We start from the raw sequence: 17,774 nt of genomic DNA, 5'->3' as shown, positions 1-17,774 counted from the left end.
TTTTGTCCTTATAAACTTAACATAATAATCTTACTGTATAATATAATTAGATTTTTTCCGCTTTAATAATCCCTTCAAAAGCAACCTGTATCATTTTATCAATTTCATCATAATTAATTACATAAGGAGGCATAAAATATATAACGTTTCCAAGAGGTCTTAAAAGAACGCCGTGTTTTAACCCGTATTCATAAACCTTAAGTCCTCTTCTTTCCTGCCAAGGATAATCAATCATTTCAATCGCTGTAATCATTCCCGTTTGTCTTATTTCTTTTACGTTTGGAAGTTCTTTGAATTTTTGGATATTTTTCCATATATAAGAGGCTTTTTCTTTATTATTTTCAATAACGGGTTCGTTTTCAAAAATATCAAGAGTAGCGTTTGCAGCAGCTATAGCTATTGGATTTGCCGTATAAGAATGCGAATGCAAAAACGCTTTCATCTCCTCATAATCACAATAAAATGCCGAATATATCTCATTTGTAGTCAATACTAAACTAAGAGGCAGATATCCTCCCGTTAACCCTTTGCTTAGAGTCATAAAATCAGGCTTTATTCCAGCTTGTTCGCATGCAAACATAGTCCCCGTTCTACCAAAACCTACCGCTATTTCATCTGCAATCATATGTATTTCAAACTCTTCACAAAGTTTTTTCAGTCCTTTTACAAAAACGGGATGATGCATTTTCATATACCCGGCACATTGGACTAACGGTTCTATAATTAAAGCACTCACTTCCTTGTGATATTTTTCAAAAATTTTTCTTGCTTTTTTAAGGGCTTGTAATGCTTTTTCCTCGCTTTTATCCTCCGGAATGGGAATTGTTACATTTTTGATAAGTATTTCTTTATAAGTGTCTTTATAAAGCCCTACGTCGCCGACACTTAAAGCTCCTATAGTCTCTCCGTGATATGAATTTTCCAGACTGAAAAAAAGAGGTTTTATTTTACCCTTATTTTTCCAGTAGTGAAAGCTCATTTTTATTGCCACTTCTACCGCACTGCTGCCATTATCTGCATAAAACACTTTATCAAAACCGGTAAGCAAACATATCCTCTCCCCTAATCTTACAGCGCCTTCGTGTGTAAATCCCGCAAAAATCACATGTTCTAATATCTCAAGCTGTTCTTTTATTTTTTTATTTATATAAGGATTTTTATGACCGAAGAGATTCACCCACCAACTGCTTATTGCGTCTATATATTTATTTCCTTCAAAATCGTAAAGGTAAACGCCCTCCCCTTTTTTAATTGGAATCATAGGCAAAAATTCATGGTCTTTCATCTGAGTACAAGGATGCCAGTTATATTGTAAATCTTTTTGAATAATTTCGCTGTTTTTCATAACAATCCCTTTATTGTGAGCTTTTTTTTTATTATAATATCACAAAATCTCAAAATATAAGGAAATTAATGATAGAGTGGATGCAGACTCACAGGAAATGGTTGGTAATTACCATATGGATAGCGACTATCGCTTTTATAGGAGCCGGATTTGTAGGATGGGGACAGTTTCAGTTTGGCAAAAACGCCTCTACGGTAGCAAAAGTTGGAAATACCGAAGTTAGTGTAAAAGATTGGCAGGAGAGCTATTCTCAAATTTTTGAAGAATATAATAAAGCTCTTGGGGGAACGCTTGACGAAGCAACGGCAAAAAAACTAGGTCTTCAAAAAATAGCGCTTCAAAGAGCAATTCAGACGGCGATTTTAAGAGAATACGCAAAAAATTTAGACCTGTATGTAACAGATGAAGACGTGGCTAAAAAAATTTTGGAATACTTTAAAGATAAAAAAACATACAAAACATATTTGAGAAATACGGGACAAAAAGCGGTGGACTTTGAAGAGAAATTAAAAAAACAGCTGTTAATAGAAAAACTTTTAACTTTTTTACATATTAAACCATCAAATACGGAACTCATAAGTGTAGGAAGCGCTCTTTACAATGCAGATAGACTGGAAATAAAAATTTTAAAAAGAGAAAATATAAACGTTGAAGTCAACGAAAAAGAGATAAAAGAGTTTTGGAGCAAAAATAAAAACAAATATTTAACCCCTGTTCAATACAAAATAGCTTATACGGTAATTCCTTTAAATCAACAGGTAGATGATAATACTTTAAAAAAGTTTTATAATGAAAACAAATTAAATTATAAAAATGAAAAAGGAGAAATTCAACCCTTTAAAAAGGTAAAAGATAAAGTAAAAGAGGATTATTTGTCTCATAAACTGAAAAAAGAAGCCATTATGGCATATAAAAATTTAAAAAATTCAAAAGGTGATTATAAAATAAATACCGTTCCTTTTTCAAATGATTTGATTCCTGGCGAAAAAATGCAAATATTAATAAAAAACGGTTATTTAAAACCTTTTGTATATCAAAAAAAATATATTACGGCTAAGCTGATTGAAGAGATTAAACCTAAACCTCTTGAATTTTCAAAAGCCAGAGAAATGGTTTTACAAGATTTGATAAACAAAAAAAGTTACGAAAAACTTATATTAACGGCAAAAAATATGCTTTCTAATTTTAAAGGTAAAGATTTAGGATTTGTTACCAAATATGACGCCAATAAAATAAAAAATCTTCCTGCCCAGGCGGCTCAGGAATTTTTATTTAGGGTGTTTGTCTCCCAAAAGCCTAAAGATTTTGTTCTTATTCCTTCAAAAAGTCCACAATACGCAGTTCTTTATAAAATTAAGGAACAAAAATTGCTTGATGAAAAGAAATATGAAGAAAATAAAAAATATGTTTACAATTTAACAGAGGCTCTGATAAATTCTCAGCTTTTAGCGGATTTATTAAAAGAGCTTTCTCAAAAATATGAAATAGTGTCTTATGTAAAGGATAAAGATTGAAAAATATCTTGGCAATAGATTTAGGAAGCTATGAAACAACCGCAATTATAGCCAATTATGATGAAAATACCGACAATCTCTCGATAAGCGGTGTTGGTATAGCCAAATCAAAAGGAGTAAAAAAAGGAGCCATTACAAATATAGACCAGGCTTCAAAATCGATAAAACAAGCCCTTAACGACGCTAAAAGAGTAGCCGGAGTTGAAGTCTCAAAAGCCATAGTCGCTATGTCTTCAGCTTATACCAAAAGCATTACAAGCTATGGAATAGTTAATATACCTGAAAACGAAATTACTATAAAAGAAATAAACAGAGCCATAAATACTGCTCTTTATAACGCCAACATCCCGGCTGATTATCAGCTTTTGCAGGCCATTCCTTATGATTTTAAAGTAGACGATTTAAGCGAAATAGAAGACCCGGCCGGAATGAGCGGAAGCAGGCTTGAAGTTTCTTTACATTTAATAGTAGCTCAAAAAAGCGGTATAGAAAACTTAAAAAAAACATTAAAACAGGCAGGATTAGAAATAGAAAACATCGTAGCCGCAGGTTATGCAAGCGGGCTTGCAGTTTTAAACGAAGATGAAAAAGAATTAGGAGTGGCGTTAATAGATATAGGAGCGACAACTTCGGATTTGGCTATTTTCATAAATAAATGTATAAGACACACAGATTATTTAGGAGTTGGAAGCCATCATATAACAAACGACCTTTCTATGGCTCTTCATACCCCTCTATCAGATGCGGAAGCTATCAAAATAAATTTTGAGGAATATGTAAAAAACGATACGGATTTAATCGAAATTTCAGTAATAGGAAGTGAAGAAGAAAAACAAAAAGCCTCAATTACTACCATAACTCAAGTAATAAGCGCAAGAATTGAAGAGACCTTTTTACTGTTAAATAAAGAAATAGAAGAATCGGGATTAAAAAATAAAATCGGAGCCGGAGTGGTCTTAACAGGAGGATTTACCAATTTTTATAATATAAAAGAAATAGCCTCATCTTTTTTTGACAATCTTCCGGTAAGAGTAGGAATTCCTAAAAAAATTGACGGTCTTTTTGAAAATTTAAAAGCCCCTCAATTTTCAACGGCTCTTGGATTATTGTTATACGGCAAAAAAGAGGGATTAACATATGAAATAGATTCAAACAGACAGTTTAGAAGCAGATATACTCTTAGTGAAATTCAACATCATTCTCAAAAAGAAGAAGAAAAAATAAAAGAAAAAGAAGAACTGGTAGAAATTGTTACCAAGAAAAAAGAGCCCGGGTTAATTCAAAGATTTAAAACTTGGCTTAGCAATTTATTTTAAGAAAGGATGTAAGATGGAAGAACTTTTCGTAATAAACGATATGGTTGACGGCCCGAAAATAAAAGTAATAGGAGTCGGAGGCGGCGGAAACAATATGATAAATTATATGGCGGATAAAGGGATAAAAGATGTTGAATTAATAGCTGCAAACACTGATATTCAGGCACTAAAAACAAGCAAAGCACATAAAAAAATACAGCTTGGAAGTAACCTTACCAAAGGTCTTGGAGCCGGTATGAGACCGGAAGTTGGAGCAAAAGCTGCAGAAGAAAGTTTTGAAGAAATAAAAGAAACCCTAAAAGGTGCCGATTTAGTATTTATATCAGCCGGAATGGGAGGGGGAACAGGAACCGGTGCAGCCCCTATTATTGCAAAAGCCGCAAAAGAAGTCGGAGCTCTTACAATAGGAGTTGTAACAAAACCTTTTACGTTTGAAGGCCCTAAAAGAAGAAAGCTTGCTGAAATAGGAACAAATGAGCTTAAAAACGAAGCAAACTCCATAGTAGTAATTCCAAACGACAAGATTTTAACCATTATAGATAGGAAAGTCGGAAGAAGAGAAGCGTTTTCTTTAGTTGACGATGTATTATATAAAGCTGTAAGCGGAATTTCAAATATGGTTATCAGCTACGGAGAAAACGATATTAACGTTGACTTTAACGACCTTAAAACCGTTATGTCTCATAAAGGTCTCGCTCTTATGGGAGTTGGGGAAGAAAAAGGTGAAAATGCTGCTTTCAATGCAATTAAAAAAGCAATTGAATCACCTCTTCTTGACAATATATCTATTGACGGAGCGATGGGTGTGCTTGTTCATTTTACGCTGCATGAAGATTATCCTCTGGTAGAAATGGAAGAGAGTATGAACCTTGTGTATGAAAAAGCGGATGAAGACGCTGATATTATTTTCGGTACCACAACCGACAACTCCTTAGCGCCTGATGAAATTAAAGTAACAATAGTAGCTACAGGTTTTGAGAGAGAAAAAGCCGCTAACAAACCGGATAAAGAGATTAAAAACACGGTAGAAGAACTTTTGGTAAAAAGAAAAGTTTCAGGCGGAATAGATTTAGACAGTGACGCCCTTGATATTCCTACATGGCTTAGAAAAGCAAAAGATTAATAAAAAACAAGGAAAATGGCAGACAATACATAATCTGCCATAAATACCGCCACAGATGAAAAAACGACTGCTTTAGTTGTACTTTGTCCCACTCCTTTTGCCCCTCCTCTGGTATTGTATCCTATATATGTTCCTATAGCGCTTATAATATAACCAAAAACGGCTCCTTTAATAAGCCCCTGATTTATCTCTTTCATTTCCGCAAACTGTTTTAAATTATCAAGATAAGCATAACCGTTAACATCCAAAGAATATACGCTTATAAAATAAGCCCCTATATTGGCCACAGCGTCAAAAAACACAATTAAAAGAGGAAGGGATATAATAGTGGCTAAAATTCTAGGCGCTATGAGATAATGTTTTGAATCAACAGCCATAACCTCTAAAGCGTCTATCTGTTCGGTTACCCGCATACTTCCAAGTTCTGCGGCATAAGCGCTTATTCCACGGCTGATAACCATCAAAGCCGCAAATACGGGACCTAGTTCTTTTACTATAGAGACGAAAATCGTATATCCCATAAAATCCTCTATTCCAAATTTATGAAAACCATGATAAAGCTGCACAGCTTCCACAAGACCTGTAAAAAAAGAAGTCAAAAATATTACTCCCAAACTTCCATATCCCATAAACTTTATTTGCTCAAAAAGATTTTTTATTCTAAAAGGTGGTTTAAAAAACAGTTTTATTACATAAAGTTGAAAAATGGTAAAGTCTCCAAGAGTCTTAATAAAATCCGCTGTAGTTTTTCCTATAAAATATAAAAAATTTTTTATCAATATCAACCCTTTTTTGTTAAAATTATATCAAAAAGGAAGAGATATGGCTGAAGAAAAAGAGAATCAAGAATCAACTGAGCAAGAAGAAAAAAAAGAAGGAGGAGGAAACAGTAAACTTTTACTTATAGTAATAATAGTTCTTTTATTACTGCTTTTAATTATAGGAGGCGCGGTAGCTTACTTTTTATTAAGTGGAGATGAAGAAGCTACAGACCAGCCTGAACCTAAAAAAATAGAAAAAAAGAAAAAAGTTTCAGATATGGCTGAAATAGGACCTATTTATCCGTTAGACCCTTTTATAGTAAATCTTGTTTCAAACAATGCCAATAGATATCTAAAATGTAAAATAGATTTAGAACTGGATTCTCCAGAACTTCAACAGGAAATTGATAAAAAACTACCTGCTATAAGGGATTTAATTATTCGGATTCTTTCATCCAAAACAGTAGAAGAAATTCAAACGGCTAAAGGAAAGCAAAAACTTAAAGAGGAAATAAAAAGAAAAATAAATGAAATACTTACAACCGGAGAAGTTAGAAATGTCTATTTTACGGAGTTTGTAATTCAGTAATGATAGGCATAGATATAATAGAAATAAAAAGAATAGAAAAAATGATAAAAAAATTTGGAAACAGAGCCCTTGAGAGATTTTTAACCCCCAGGGAAAGAATTATTGTCTCCTCTCCTTCTTCCGTTGCAGGATACTGGGCAGCAAAAGAGGCTTTTAGCAAAGCGATAGGTACAGGAATAGGAAAAGAATGTTCCTTTTTAGATATAGAAATTTTAAAAAATGCCAAAAATAAACCCTATTTTTCATCAGCTACATTAAAAAAATTTAATTTGAAAGATGCGGATTTATCCATTTCGCATGACGGAGGATTTGCTATAGCCGCAGTTATTGTTTTAAAAAAAAATATGGTATAATTTCACTCCAAGTCCCCGTAGCTCAGCTGGATAGAGCGCCACCCTGCGGAGGTGGAGGCCGTGCGTTCGAATCGCGCCGGGGACGCCACTATTTATATTTACATATAAGAACTAAGCAAAGTACTTCCTACTCTTATCATATTTGACCCTTCTTCAATAGCTATTTCAAAATCGTTGCTCATACCCATTGAACAGATTTTTGCACCATAAGGTTGAAGCTTTTCAAAAATTTTATAAGTTTTTCTAAAAGACTTTCTTATAGCATTTTCATCATCGGTATGAGCACCTATTGTCATAACTCCCTGAAGATTAATATTGGAAAGGTTTTCTTTTATTTTAAGATAGGTATCTACTGCTGTTTCTGGTTCCATACCGTGTTTTGTCGGTTCACCTGAACTGTTTATTTCAATAAGACATCTAATTGGTTTGTCTGTTCTTTTATTTATAGCTTCAGCAAGTTCATATGAATTGATAGACTGAATCATAAAAGGGTTTAGTTTTAAGAGTTTATTTATTTTATTTTTTTGTAAATTCCCTATAAAATGCCATTCAATAGGTAAATTTTCAAGAGCTTTTACTTTATTTTCCATATCCTGGACCCTGTTTTCCCCAAAAGCCCTCTGTCCGTCTTCAAAAAGTCTTCTTAATACATCCGGATTATCCGTATATTTTGTAACAGCGACAATCTGAACTATAAGATGTTCGCTTCTTCTAAGCCTTGCAGCTTCCACTTTTTGCATCAATTCATCAAGAGTCATTTTATCCTCCTATAAGTCTTGTTAAATCATTGTATATACCAATAAGCATCAAACTTCCCAGGATAGCCCACCCGGCAAGTGTTAGTTTATACATAATTTCTTCGTTTATTTCTCTTTTAAAAACAGCTTCATACAGATTAAAAATAATATGTCCCCCGTCAAGGGCGGGAATGGGAAGCAGATTCAAAACTCCAAGATTTACACTTAATAAAGCCGCTAAAAGAAGTAAAGGCTGTATGCCTAGATTTGCTACTTTAGCGGTTACGTCCACTATTCCTATAGGTCCGCTGAGATTATCAACCCCTATTGCTCCGGTAACAAGTTTTTGAACGCTTTTTGCTATTAATGTAGCGTCATTTATAAACTTTTCTATAGAAATTTTTAAAGCCTCCCAAAAAGGATATTTTACTTTTATGACCTCTCCACTTGGTACTATTCCTATTATTTTTCTTTTTATTTGTTCTTTAAATATATTTTGTGAGATTGTTGTTTTTGGTTTTAAAGTTAACATAATAATTTTTCCATTACGTTTAACTTTTATATGTAAAACATCGCTTTTTTGTATTATCTTAGGAATATCGTCCCATGACTTAACTTCTACTCCATTAATTTCAATAATTTTATCCCCCGGCTTTAGCACTTTTGCGGCAGGCGTATCAGGAATAGTCTTGCCTATTACCGGCGCTAATTTCTGCCATCCAGTCGTAGCCAAAAAAAGATATATTATAATTGCCAGCAAAAAGTTAAAACCGGGACCTCCTAAAAGAATTAAAATTCTCTGCCATGGAGTTTTAGACGTATAAGAGTCCGGGTCATCTGACTTTTTTAAAGGGTCGCTGTCATCCTGCCCCTTCATTTGAACGTATCCTCCAAGAGGCACGGCGCTTATACACCAATCGGTATCCCCTATTTTTTTACAAAAAAGCTTCTTTCCAAAACCTATAGAAAAAACCTCAACTTTTACACCTACTAATCTTGCCATTAAAAAATGACCGAGTTCATGAAAGAAAATAAGAAAAGAGAGAATTATTAAAGCCGTAATCATTTCTGCGCCTTAATATACGCTTTTATGTAATCAGCCCCGCTGTAAAGAGTAACAAACACTGCTACCCATAAAAGACAATTTCCACAAGGCCAGTCCATTAACAAAAAGCCTATCGCTATCATCTGTAACACTGTTTTGATTTTTCCCGCCATAGAAGCTTTTACACTAAGCCCTTCACTTGCCATAGCCACCCTAAGACCGGTTATAAAAAACTCTCTTACCAAAATTAAATAAACAGCCCATGGATTTGCCCTATTAAGATACAAAAGCCCTAAAAAGGCTCCAAGAGTCAGCATCTTATCGGCAAGAGGGTCTAAAATTTCCCCCAGCTTACTTACGGCATTAAAATTTCTGGCAATATACCCGTCAAAAAAATCGGTAATACTGGCAATTACAAAAATCAAAGCGGCAAAATAATCAAGCCATGAAGAATGTATGCCGCTGAAAATATCCCTGTTTACCAAAAAAAGATACATTAAAAAAGCAAGAAGTATTCTTATAAAAGCTAAAATATTTGGAACATTTTTTAAGCGTTTTTTCCATACTTCATATCTGTGAAGTTTTATTCCGTCAGAAGTTACCAACAAACCTACCCTTTACATCCGAATGTCGTTCCGCCATCTACTATAAAAGTCTGCCCCGTAATCCAAGAAGCCTCATCGGTACACAGAAAGTACGTAATTCCGGCCAAATCTTCAGGAAGCCCCATTCTGTTAAGAGGACTTCTTTTTTCAACTTCCGATTTTACTTCTTCATAATTAGGAAAAGCTTTAAGGGCATCTGTATCAATAGGCCCTCCGCTTACAGCATTAACCCTGATACCTTTACTTCCAAGCTCGCATGCAGCATACTTTACGACAGTTTCAACTGCTGCCTTACTGGCACCATGGCCTGTATAATGAGGGGTATATACAAGATTTCCGGTAGAACTTAAAGATATAATACTTCCACCCCCTACTTTTTCCATTCTCTTAGCAGCTTCCTGTGCTCCAACTACAAAAGCGCTGACCGTAGCCGTAAAAATATTACAAAGCCCTTTTGGCTTAAGCCTCATAAAAGGACCAAACCCCCCTATTACAGAACGTCCCGAAATAATTGCGTTTGATACGAAAAAATCAACCCTTTCAAAATCTTCATCAATCTGTTTAAAAACATCTTTATATGTTTCAGGCTCTAAAATGTTTAACTGATACGCTTTTGCTTTTATACCGTATTTTTCTTCCCACTCTTTTGCCAGATTTTGAGCAATTTCCTTATTGGAATTGTATGTAAAAGCGATATTTACACCTTCTTTTGCAAAACGCTTGGCTATTGCTTTTCCAATACCTCTTGTAGCCCCGCTGATTACTAATGTTTTACCTTTCAATTTTTCTCCTTATAAATATTTCTTTAAAACTGCTTTTATTTTCTTTTTACTCTCTTCGCTAGGCTCAACAAGAGGAAGTCTGTATTCAAGAGAAGGAATAAGACCAGCTTCAAACATAGCGTACTTTATAGGAATTGGATTACTTTCTATAAAGAGTATTTTATTCAGTTCATACAATTCTTCATTAATTTCTCTTGAAGTTAAAAAATCACCTTTTAAAGCGCTGTGTACAAGATTGGCTATTTTTTTCGGTAAAAGATTTGAAGTTACGGAAATAACACCTTTCCCGCCGCTTGCTATTATAGGATAATTTATAGCATCATCTCCGCTTATTACGCTTATTCCGCTTTTAGAACACAAAGCAACCACATTTTCTATTTTTCCGGTTGCCTCTTTAATAGCGACTATATTTTCCACATCGTTAAACAGTTTTACAGCTGTATCAACTTCTATATTCGAACATGTTCTTCCCGGAACATTATATAAAACAACAGGTATTTCAACGGCATCCGCCAATGTTTTATAATGTTCGTATAGCCCTCTTTGAGTAGGCTTATTATAATAAGGAGAAACGCTTAAAATCGCATCAGCCCCTTTTTCTTCGGCAAACTTAGCCAGGTCAACTGCCTCATGGGTAGAATTGCTCCCGGCACCCGCTAACACTTTAGTGCCGCTTCCTTTACATACCTCAACCGCTATTTCTATACACCTTTTATGTTCTGCATGAGTTAAAGTAGCGCTCTCTCCGGTTGTTCCGACAGGAACTACCCAATCTGTACCGTTATCTATCTGTCTTTGAATAAGTCTGGCATAAGTATCTTCATCAATTTTTCCATTTTTAAACGGAGTAATCAAAGCGGTCATAGCACCTTGCATTTTTATCCTTTTTTACGAAATTATATCTAAAATTATTCATATCTTAATGTTTCAAGCACATCTGTTTTACTTGCTTTTAGAGCCGGATAAAAGGACGAAAGAAGAATTATCACAAAAGCACCCGTCACTATCATTATAAAATCAACCGGACTTAAATCTATCGGCAGTTTACTGACACCGTAAACATCAGCCGGCAGTTTAATAATATCAAAGGTTTTAAGAACCCATATACCTATCGCTCCTGTTATACTTCCCATAACAATCCCCGCTGTTCCTATAATAAGTCCTAGTTTTAAGAAAATAGTTTTTATCTCTTTCTTCCCGGCCCCCAAACTCATCATAAGTGCAATCTCTTTTCTTTTACTCATAATCATCATTAAAAGAGAACTGATAATGTTAAGCGCCGCAACTATTACAATCAGCATAAGTACCAAAAACAAAGCTCTTTTTTCCATTTTCAAAGCCGCAAAAAAATTACCGTTTTGTTGCCACCATCCAACTACTCCGACTCCGCTTGGCAACACTCTTTTTATCTTTTTTATATCCTCAAAAGGATTTGGAGTCCATATGTGGATACCGCTGTAATGGTTTTGTTTTAAAATCCTTCTAAGCCCTTCAATATTCATATAGGCGATTCCCTTGTCATAAGCAATAAGCCCGCTATGAAAAGCCCCTATTACTCTCACCTTTTTCATAACAGGTGTTATACCAAAACCTAAAGGAGTTATTTTGGAAAAAATCATTATTATCTTTTCACCTTTATAAATCCCTGTATCCTCAAAAAGTCTTTTTCCAAGTACAACGTCAAATATTCCGGCTTTTTCAACATTTTTTACGGCTTTTGAAAAAATATAGTTTATTGCTGCCTCTTTTTTAAAATCAACTCCGTACAATAAAACTCCGTTTAAACCGTTTTTTTGAACGATAGCACTTGTTTCTATATAAGGAGAAAATTTAAAAGAAGGAAATTTTTTTTCTAAAAACTTAAGAAGCTTTTTATCAACCGTTGAGAGGGAGGAATAAACGGTTATAGGATAATTCATAACTTTAAGTTTTTTTTCAAACTCCCTATCCATTCCGTTCATTATACCCATGGCTATCATAAGAGTAGCTACACCGGTCATAATTCCCAAAAAGGCAAGAATAAAGCTTATATAAATAAAAGGGTGTTTTTTATCAAATCTTAAATACCTTTTTATTATAAAGTTTACGAAATTTTTATTCAACTAAATTTCCTTGGGCAACATACATTTTAAATTTCTGTTTACCTTAAAATTTTGGGCTTTTCCCGCAGCAGTCTTTATATTTTTTGCCGCTGCCGCAAGGACAAGGTTCATTTCTTTTCACTTTTTTTCTCTGTTTTGCCTCAAACTCTTTTTTTAACATCTCCGTTTGGAGTTCAAGTTCCTTCATAATGGTATCAACGTCTTTTTCTTCCATATCATCTGGAATTTCAGGCATATTGGCAAGAATTTCATCTATATTTTTACCTTTAAGGGTATTTAAAAATTCAGCAATATCCGGATCGACTTCCGGAGCCTGATATTGAATTTCAAGAGTATTTAAAATTTTCATACTCTCTATTTTTATTCTCTCAATCAACTCTTCAAACAGATTAAAGCTCTCTTTTTTATATTCGACAAGAGGGTCTTTTTGATTATATCCCCTAAGTCCTATACCTGTTTTTAATATATCCATCATATAAAGGTGGTCTCTCCAGCTCTCGTCAAGAACCTGTAACACTACCTGTCTTAGAATTCGGTTTTTATCTTCATCGGAAGCGTCTTTAAACTTATCTTCTATATTATTTTTAATCTTTTCCGTTAAATAACTTTTAAGTTCATCATACTCTTTTTGAAGCTCTTTTTCTTCAAAATCCATTCCTGTATACTCTTTTAAAACCGCTTTTAACTTTTCCAAATTCATCTCTTCTTTTGGAGTATGTTCGAATATATCGCTGTGAGATAATAAAAACTCCACAAAATCTTCAAGCATTTCATCTATTTTTTCTTCTATGTTAAATTCCGGATTTAAAAGCTGGTCGCGGAATTTATAAATAACTTTTCTCTGTTCGTTTGCCACATCGTCATATTTTAATATGTGTTTTCTTGCTTCAAAATGCATGGTTTCAACTTTTTTCTGAGCGTTTTCAATAGCCCTTGTAACAATTTTACTGTCTATATGCTCCCCTCTTTCTATTCCCAGCCTGTCCATAATATTTTTAATTCTGTCGCTTCCGAAAATTCTTAGCAAGTCATCTTCCAAAGAGAGATAAAACTGACTAACACCAGGGTCCCCCTGACGACCCGAACGACCTCTTAGCTGATTGTCTATTCTTCTGCTTTCATGTCTTTCAGTACCTATAATATAAAGACCCCCAAGTTCTCTTACTTCATCGTCAATTTTTATATCAACTCCCCTACCGGCCATATTGGTAGCCACCGTTACGGCTCCCTTTCTACCGGCCTGAGCAATAATTTCCGCCTCTTTTTCATGCTGTTTGGCGTTAAGAACAGTATGCGGAATTTTGGCTTTTTTTAAAAGATGACTCAGATATTCACTTTTTTTAACAGATGTCGTACCTATAAGTACGGGCTGACCTTTTTTATGAAGCTCTTTTACTTTTTTAACAACGGCTTCAAATTTTTCCTCTTCTGTTTTAAATACTATATCGTTTAAATCTTTTCTTGCCACGGGTCTATTGGTAGGAATAGAGATTACTTCAAGCCCGTAAATTTCCAAAAATTCCGTGGCTTCTGTCTGAGCCGTTCCCGTCATACCGGCAAGTTTTTCATAAAGCCTGAAATAATTCTGATAAGTAATCTCGGCAAAGGTCTGGGATTCTTCTTGAATTTCCACACCTTCTTTTGCTTCAAGCGCCTGATGAAGCCCTTCGCTAAATCTTCTTCCTTCTGCAATTCTTCCCGTAAATTCATCTACAATTAAAATTTCGCCTTTTCTTACAATATAATCCCTTCCCTCTTTAAAAAGATAATTCGCTTTTAAAGCCTGGTCGAGATGATGGGCTAAAATCGCATTTTCAGGCGTATAGAGGTTATCAACGCCAAAAAGCTCTTCTGCTTTTTTTATTCCTTCTTCCGTTAAAAGAACAACTTTGTCTTTTTCGTCGACTTTAAAATGTTTATCAATTTCAAGCTGTTTGGCCACTTTATCGGCTCTTTCATAATCCTCAACTCTTTTATTGGCGGGACCTGAAATAATAAGAGGCGTTCTGGCCTCATCAATCAAAATACTGTCTACTTCGTCTACTATTGCATAATAGTGGCCTCTTTGTACTTTGTCATTTATATCAAACACCATATTGTCTCTTAAATAATCAAATCCAAATTCTGAATTTGTTCCGTATGTTACATCGCATTGGTATGCTTTTTTTCTTTCATAATCTTCCATACCGCCCACTACAACTCCGGTGGAAAATCCGAAAAACCCATAAAGTCTTCCCATATCATGGGCATCTCTTTGGGCAAGATAATCATTTACGGTAACAACATGAACACCTTTTCCCAAAATCGCGTTTAACACCACCGGAAGAGTGGCTACAAGCGTTTTACCCTCTCCTGTTTTCATTTCCGCTATTTTGCCCTCATGCAATACCATACCACCGACAAGCTGAACATCATAATGCCTCATACCAAGAACTCTTTTGCTAGCTTCCCTGACCATTGCAAAAACTTCGTTTAAGTATTTATTAAGGGTCTCTTGCTCATCTGCACCGTTTTTTGTCTCTTCCAAAACAGACGTTTTTATTTTTTCAAACTCTTTTTTTATTTCATCATCACTCATTTTCTCATATTTGGGCTCAAGTGCGTTAATTTCTTTCACCCTAGCAAAATATTTTTTTAACTCTCTATCATTTTTGGTTCCAAAAATCTTTCTGAATACGCTTTTTACCATCTATAACGCCTTTAAAAACTTTTTTGTTATAATAACATAAAAAGGTTTTTAATGAGATTTCTAATTTTATTTATATCTGTTTTCCTTTTTGCGATTGATATGCCAAAAGCCTTTAAATCCGAGTTTAATCAGACTATAATATCAGACAATAAAAAACTTATCTATAAAGGTAGAGTCTTTTACAAAAAAAAACAAATATTTTGGAAATATACATATCCAGAGGAAAAGTACATATGGGTAAAAGATAAAGTATATATTTACGAACCTGACCTAATGCAGGTTACAATTACCAAAAAGCAAAATTTAAATCTTCAAAATATTTTAAGAGATGCAAAAAAAATAAAAAACAATTTATATGAGACTGATTTGGATAATAAAAAAATATATTTTATATACGATAAGACTCTTAAAAAACTATATTATACCGATGAAATGGGAAACAGAGTGGAAATAAATTTTTATAACCAGTCAAACGAAGTAAATGATTCTATATTCAAACCAAATATACCAGATGATACGGATGTTATTTATCAACAATAAACTTATCTTAAATTCACACTTTATACTTCATCAAATTGGGAATTTAGATATAAAAAAATTGGAACTAAAATCGACAAATATCATTTTAAAGGCTTTATCTCATCAAATATGTTAAATTTTTTGTAGTTTTTTAACATAAGAGAGAAGATATGTTAAAATTTATCAGTTTTTTTAACATAATTGAGTTTTTAAAAAAACACCTGAGCGTTACACGACAAACAGCCTCTAAATATCTCAAGCAGTTATCCCTTACAGGTTTACTTGAAGAACAAAAAATCGGTAAGGCAAAATATTATATCAATAAGGAATTTGTAGAAGTGTTGAGTAAATAATCTTCATAAATATTTTGTGGGGTCATTTTTTGCTTAAATTTTCAAAACATCGTATTTATAGGGATTTTAAGTAAGTTAATGGTGCGGCGGGAGAACTTCAAACTATTAAAATAAACTTCCATTTTTCCATCCTTTTTGTCAAAAAATAATCCTTAAAAATACCGAAAATACGCAGTCTGTCAAATTATTTGACAAATAAAATGATTTTTTGATTTTTTATTAAAATTTGTGTAAAATGTGTTTGCGGGTTACTTTTAGGGTTACTTTGTCAAAAAGGGGTTACTTATGACTATACGAGAAATACGAAAATTAAGCTGGAATGGTAAAAACGAGTTTGTAAAAGTTGCGGAGAATCTGTATGTTGAAGTTACTAAAAATAAAAAAGTTTTTAAAGTTCTCTTTAAAAAAGAGGGGAAACAAATAAAAGCTACTTTGAACGATGTCGACAAAATAACTTTGACGGAAGCAAAACAAAAGGTTCTCACTTTACGGGGGAAAATACAGGCAAAAGGGTTTGCAGAGGCAAGGGAGATTATAAGGTCAGAGCTTGGAAAAAGGCAGTCTAAAAAGGATAAGGAAATAATACAGGTAAAAGTAAAGGAATCTGAAAAATATCTTTTAAAAAACATCATTCAGGAATATTTAATTACGGAAGACAAAAAAGACCAAGGACGGATAAAAAACTACATTATACCCGCTTTGGGAGAATTGGACGTTAGAAAAATGGGACATACGGATATAATCAGTAAACTTATTAAAAACATTTATAATTTAAACAAAGATAATAAAAAGGCAAATACGACTACTGATAAAGTGGAAACGGCGAGAGAACTTATGCGGTTGCTTCGCAATTTTTATCAGTTTTTATTTTTACATCACAATGTTACGAACAATCCTACAAGTTTTATTGATAAGAGTGTAATAGAACAGATTCTCGGTAAACACAAAGTCCAACATTTTAAAGGAATTACAGACATTGAGGAATTGAGAACACTTTATTTAAAAATTTTACAATTGCCTACTTATGAAGAAAGTGGAAATTATAATGATATAAGATTAGCTACAAAAAACTTAATGCGTTTTATGATATTAACCGCCCTGCGTATTGGAACTGCAAGGCATTTAACTTGGGATATGATTGATTGGGATAAGAAAGTTATAAATATTCCTTCTGATTTTACTAAAACGAAAATTGATTTTAGGTTACCATTAACAAACGAAACGTTAAAAGTACTGGAAGAACTTAAAAAATATGACAAAAGGCAAAAAGGTTTTATTTTTAAAAGTAGAAATGGAACTCCCATAACCGAAAGTAGTGTTAATAAACATCTTAAAAAACTATCAAATAATAAAACTACAAGTCACGGATTCCGAACGTCATTGTCTACGATACTTAAAGAAAACGGATTCGATGAATATGCCACGGAAGTTCAATTAATGCATAGACCAGAAAACGCAGTTGCAAAAATATATACAAGGACGGACTTTGTAGAAAGGCGTCGAATACTGTTAGAAAAATGGGAAAATCTTTTAACTACAAAAACACAGAAAAAGTCGGATGGCTTAATTCGTTTTGATTTTTAATTCTCCGAAAAAACTACAAATTAAACAAAAAAATTCACAAATTTTTTCTTCTTTCTATTCTTTATTATAATTAAAGATATAAATACAATAAAAAGGAGTGACAATGAAAACGAACTTTAAACAAATCAAAAACTTAATTACGAAACTTGAAAAGAAAGAAAAAGAACTTGCAAGTTACAAAGCAAAAGTTTCAAAGTTAGAAAACGAAGTTCAAACAATTCAAACCGAACTTGCAACGCTACTTAACAATAACACAACGAACGCTGAACAAACAAGCACATTTTCCGCTTACAACGCTTAATCCTTTTTTCTTTCCCCTTTTGCCCCCTCATTCTTTTCCGGGACGTATTTTTTTTA

Annotated in this window: 18 protein-coding genes and 1 tRNA gene; 10 read left to right on the top strand and 9 right to left on the bottom strand. The window is 33.6% G+C overall.

The annotated features are described in order from the left end of the window. Positions 1–46: 46 nt before the first annotated feature. Positions 47–1,345, bottom strand: a complete 1,299-nt coding sequence (locus ACXJH6_RS01000; RefSeq protein WP_456469898.1) for an adenosylmethionine--8-amino-7-oxononanoate transaminase — start codon at positions 1,343–1,345, stop codon at positions 47–49. 68 nt (positions 1,346–1,413) lie between these two features. Between ACXJH6_RS01000 and ACXJH6_RS00995 the strand changes: the two genes are divergently transcribed. Genes ACXJH6_RS00995 through ftsZ form a run of 3 tightly spaced genes read left to right on the top strand, consistent with a single transcriptional unit; the run spans position 1,414 to position 5,298 of the window. Beyond that, positions 1,414–2,859, top strand: coding sequence for a peptidylprolyl isomerase (locus ACXJH6_RS00995; protein ID WP_456469897.1), 1,446 nt, complete (start codon positions 1,414–1,416; stop codon positions 2,857–2,859). Then, entirely contained in the window at positions 2,856–4,175 is a 1,320-nt protein-coding gene (gene ftsA / locus ACXJH6_RS00990) for a cell division protein FtsA (protein ID WP_456469896.1), read from the top strand. Before ACXJH6_RS00995 ends, ftsA begins: the two co-directional genes overlap by 4 nt. Positions 4,176–4,188: 13 nt before the next feature. Continuing rightward, complete coding sequence (ftsZ, locus tag ACXJH6_RS00985) at positions 4,189–5,298, top strand: cell division protein FtsZ (protein WP_456469895.1); 1,110 nt, start codon at positions 4,189–4,191, stop codon at positions 5,296–5,298. On the opposite strand, the gene ACXJH6_RS00980 is transcribed toward ftsZ, so the two are convergent. After that, positions 5,295–6,077 carry an MlaE family ABC transporter permease gene (locus ACXJH6_RS00980; RefSeq protein ID WP_456469894.1) on the bottom strand — a complete coding sequence of 261 codons (783 nt, stop codon included), beginning with the start codon at positions 6,075–6,077 and terminating at the stop codon, positions 5,295–5,297. The two genes, ftsZ and ACXJH6_RS00980, sit on opposite strands and share 4 nt — an antisense overlap. A 43-nt stretch (positions 6,078–6,120) precedes the next feature. Here ACXJH6_RS00980 and fliL point away from each other — a divergent pair, with 43 nt between their 5' ends. From fliL to ACXJH6_RS00965, 3 genes are all read left to right on the top strand, one after another. Then, on the top strand, positions 6,121–6,648 hold the full coding sequence (gene fliL / locus ACXJH6_RS00975; RefSeq protein WP_456469893.1) for a flagellar basal body-associated protein FliL: 528 nt from the start codon (positions 6,121–6,123) through the stop codon (positions 6,646–6,648). Next, positions 6,648–7,001, top strand: coding sequence for a holo-ACP synthase (acpS, locus tag ACXJH6_RS00970; protein ID WP_456469892.1), 354 nt, complete (start codon positions 6,648–6,650; stop codon positions 6,999–7,001). Before fliL ends, acpS begins: the two co-directional genes overlap by 1 nt. Before the next feature lie 11 nt (positions 7,002–7,012). Continuing rightward, positions 7,013–7,089: transfer RNA gene (locus tag ACXJH6_RS00965), tRNA-Arg, on the top strand. A gap of 10 nt (positions 7,090–7,099) precedes the next feature. Here the strand turns inward: ACXJH6_RS00965 and ACXJH6_RS00960 are convergent. From ACXJH6_RS00960 to secA, 7 genes are read right to left on the bottom strand one after another with little or no spacing between them, the layout of a single operon-like run. Then, entirely contained in the window at positions 7,100–7,759 is a 660-nt protein-coding gene (locus ACXJH6_RS00960) for a YggS family pyridoxal phosphate-dependent enzyme (protein ID WP_456469891.1), read from the bottom strand. A gap of 1 nt (position 7,760) precedes the next feature. After that, positions 7,761–8,804, bottom strand: a complete 1,044-nt coding sequence (rseP, locus tag ACXJH6_RS00955) for an RIP metalloprotease RseP (protein ID WP_456469890.1) — start codon at positions 8,802–8,804, stop codon at positions 7,761–7,763. Then, a complete protein-coding gene (gene pgsA / locus ACXJH6_RS00950) occupies positions 8,801–9,388 on the bottom strand; it encodes a CDP-diacylglycerol--glycerol-3-phosphate 3-phosphatidyltransferase (protein ID WP_456469941.1) in 588 nt (195 codons plus the stop codon). The genes rseP and pgsA overlap by 4 nt, the downstream gene beginning before the upstream one ends. Before the next feature lie 5 nt (positions 9,389–9,393). Beyond that, the gene (locus ACXJH6_RS00945) at positions 9,394–10,170 is read right to left on the bottom strand and encodes an enoyl-ACP reductase (RefSeq protein ID WP_456469889.1); all 777 of its coding nucleotides are present in this window, start codon (positions 10,168–10,170) and stop codon (positions 9,394–9,396) included. A gap of 9 nt (positions 10,171–10,179) precedes the next feature. Next, a complete protein-coding gene (gene dapA, locus ACXJH6_RS00940; protein WP_456469888.1) occupies positions 10,180–11,046 on the bottom strand; it encodes a 4-hydroxy-tetrahydrodipicolinate synthase in 867 nt (288 codons plus the stop codon). 32 nt (positions 11,047–11,078) lie between these two features. Further along, complete coding sequence (locus ACXJH6_RS00935; RefSeq protein ID WP_456469887.1) at positions 11,079–12,272, bottom strand: FtsX-like permease family protein; 1,194 nt, start codon at positions 12,270–12,272, stop codon at positions 11,079–11,081. A 43-nt stretch (positions 12,273–12,315) separates the two neighbouring features. Continuing rightward, complete coding sequence (secA, locus tag ACXJH6_RS00930) at positions 12,316–14,961, bottom strand: preprotein translocase subunit SecA (RefSeq protein WP_456469886.1); 2,646 nt, start codon at positions 14,959–14,961, stop codon at positions 12,316–12,318. Between the two features lie 51 nt (positions 14,962–15,012). Here secA and lolA point away from each other — a divergent pair, with 51 nt between their 5' ends. The 4 genes from lolA (at position 15,013) to ACXJH6_RS00910 (ending at position 17,718) form a co-directional block, all read left to right on the top strand. Further along, complete coding sequence (lolA, locus tag ACXJH6_RS00925; RefSeq protein WP_456469885.1) at positions 15,013–15,501, top strand: LolA-like outer membrane lipoprotein chaperone; 489 nt, start codon at positions 15,013–15,015, stop codon at positions 15,499–15,501. A 149-nt stretch (positions 15,502–15,650) separates the two neighbouring features. Beyond that, a complete protein-coding gene (locus tag ACXJH6_RS00920) occupies positions 15,651–15,833 on the top strand; it encodes a hypothetical protein (RefSeq protein WP_456469884.1) in 183 nt (60 codons plus the stop codon). 285 nt (positions 15,834–16,118) lie between these two features. Further along, positions 16,119–17,417 carry a tyrosine-type recombinase/integrase gene (locus ACXJH6_RS00915; protein ID WP_456469883.1) on the top strand — a complete coding sequence of 433 codons (1,299 nt, stop codon included), beginning with the start codon at positions 16,119–16,121 and terminating at the stop codon, positions 17,415–17,417. A 103-nt stretch (positions 17,418–17,520) separates the two neighbouring features. Continuing rightward, entirely contained in the window at positions 17,521–17,718 is a 198-nt protein-coding gene (locus ACXJH6_RS00910) for a hypothetical protein (protein WP_456469882.1), read from the top strand. The last annotated feature ends 56 nt before the right edge of the window (positions 17,719–17,774 follow it).

Source organism: Caminibacter sp. (genome assembly GCF_053999135.1).
Note: the sequence above shows the minus strand (reverse complement) of the source record. Positions and strands in the feature narration are given on the sequence as shown.

Coding starts and splice junctions, on each gene's coding strand:
- rseP (WP_456469890.1), bottom strand. CDS start 8,804: ATGATTACGGCTTTAATAATTCTCTCTTTTCTTATTTTCTTTCATGAA.
- ftsZ (WP_456469895.1), top strand. CDS start 4,189: ATGGAAGAACTTTTCGTAATAAACGATATGGTTGACGGCCCGAAAATA.
- lolA (WP_456469885.1), top strand. CDS start 15,013: ATGAGATTTCTAATTTTATTTATATCTGTTTTCCTTTTTGCGATTGAT.
- ACXJH6_RS01000 (WP_456469898.1), bottom strand. CDS start 1,345: ATGAAAAACAGCGAAATTATTCAAAAAGATTTACAATATAACTGGCAT.
- ACXJH6_RS00915 (WP_456469883.1), top strand. CDS start 16,119: ATGACTATACGAGAAATACGAAAATTAAGCTGGAATGGTAAAAACGAG.
- fliL (WP_456469893.1), top strand. CDS start 6,121: ATGGCTGAAGAAAAAGAGAATCAAGAATCAACTGAGCAAGAAGAAAAA.
- secA (WP_456469886.1), bottom strand. CDS start 14,961: ATGGTAAAAAGCGTATTCAGAAAGATTTTTGGAACCAAAAATGATAGA.
- dapA (WP_456469888.1), bottom strand. CDS start 11,046: ATGCAAGGTGCTATGACCGCTTTGATTACTCCGTTTAAAAATGGAAAA.
- ACXJH6_RS00910 (WP_456469882.1), top strand. CDS start 17,521: ATGAAAACGAACTTTAAACAAATCAAAAACTTAATTACGAAACTTGAA.
- acpS (WP_456469892.1), top strand. CDS start 6,648: ATGATAGGCATAGATATAATAGAAATAAAAAGAATAGAAAAAATGATA.
- ACXJH6_RS00960 (WP_456469891.1), bottom strand. CDS start 7,759: ATGACTCTTGATGAATTGATGCAAAAAGTGGAAGCTGCAAGGCTTAGA.
- ACXJH6_RS00920 (WP_456469884.1), top strand. CDS start 15,651: ATGTTAAAATTTATCAGTTTTTTTAACATAATTGAGTTTTTAAAAAAA.
- ACXJH6_RS00995 (WP_456469897.1), top strand. CDS start 1,414: ATGATAGAGTGGATGCAGACTCACAGGAAATGGTTGGTAATTACCATA.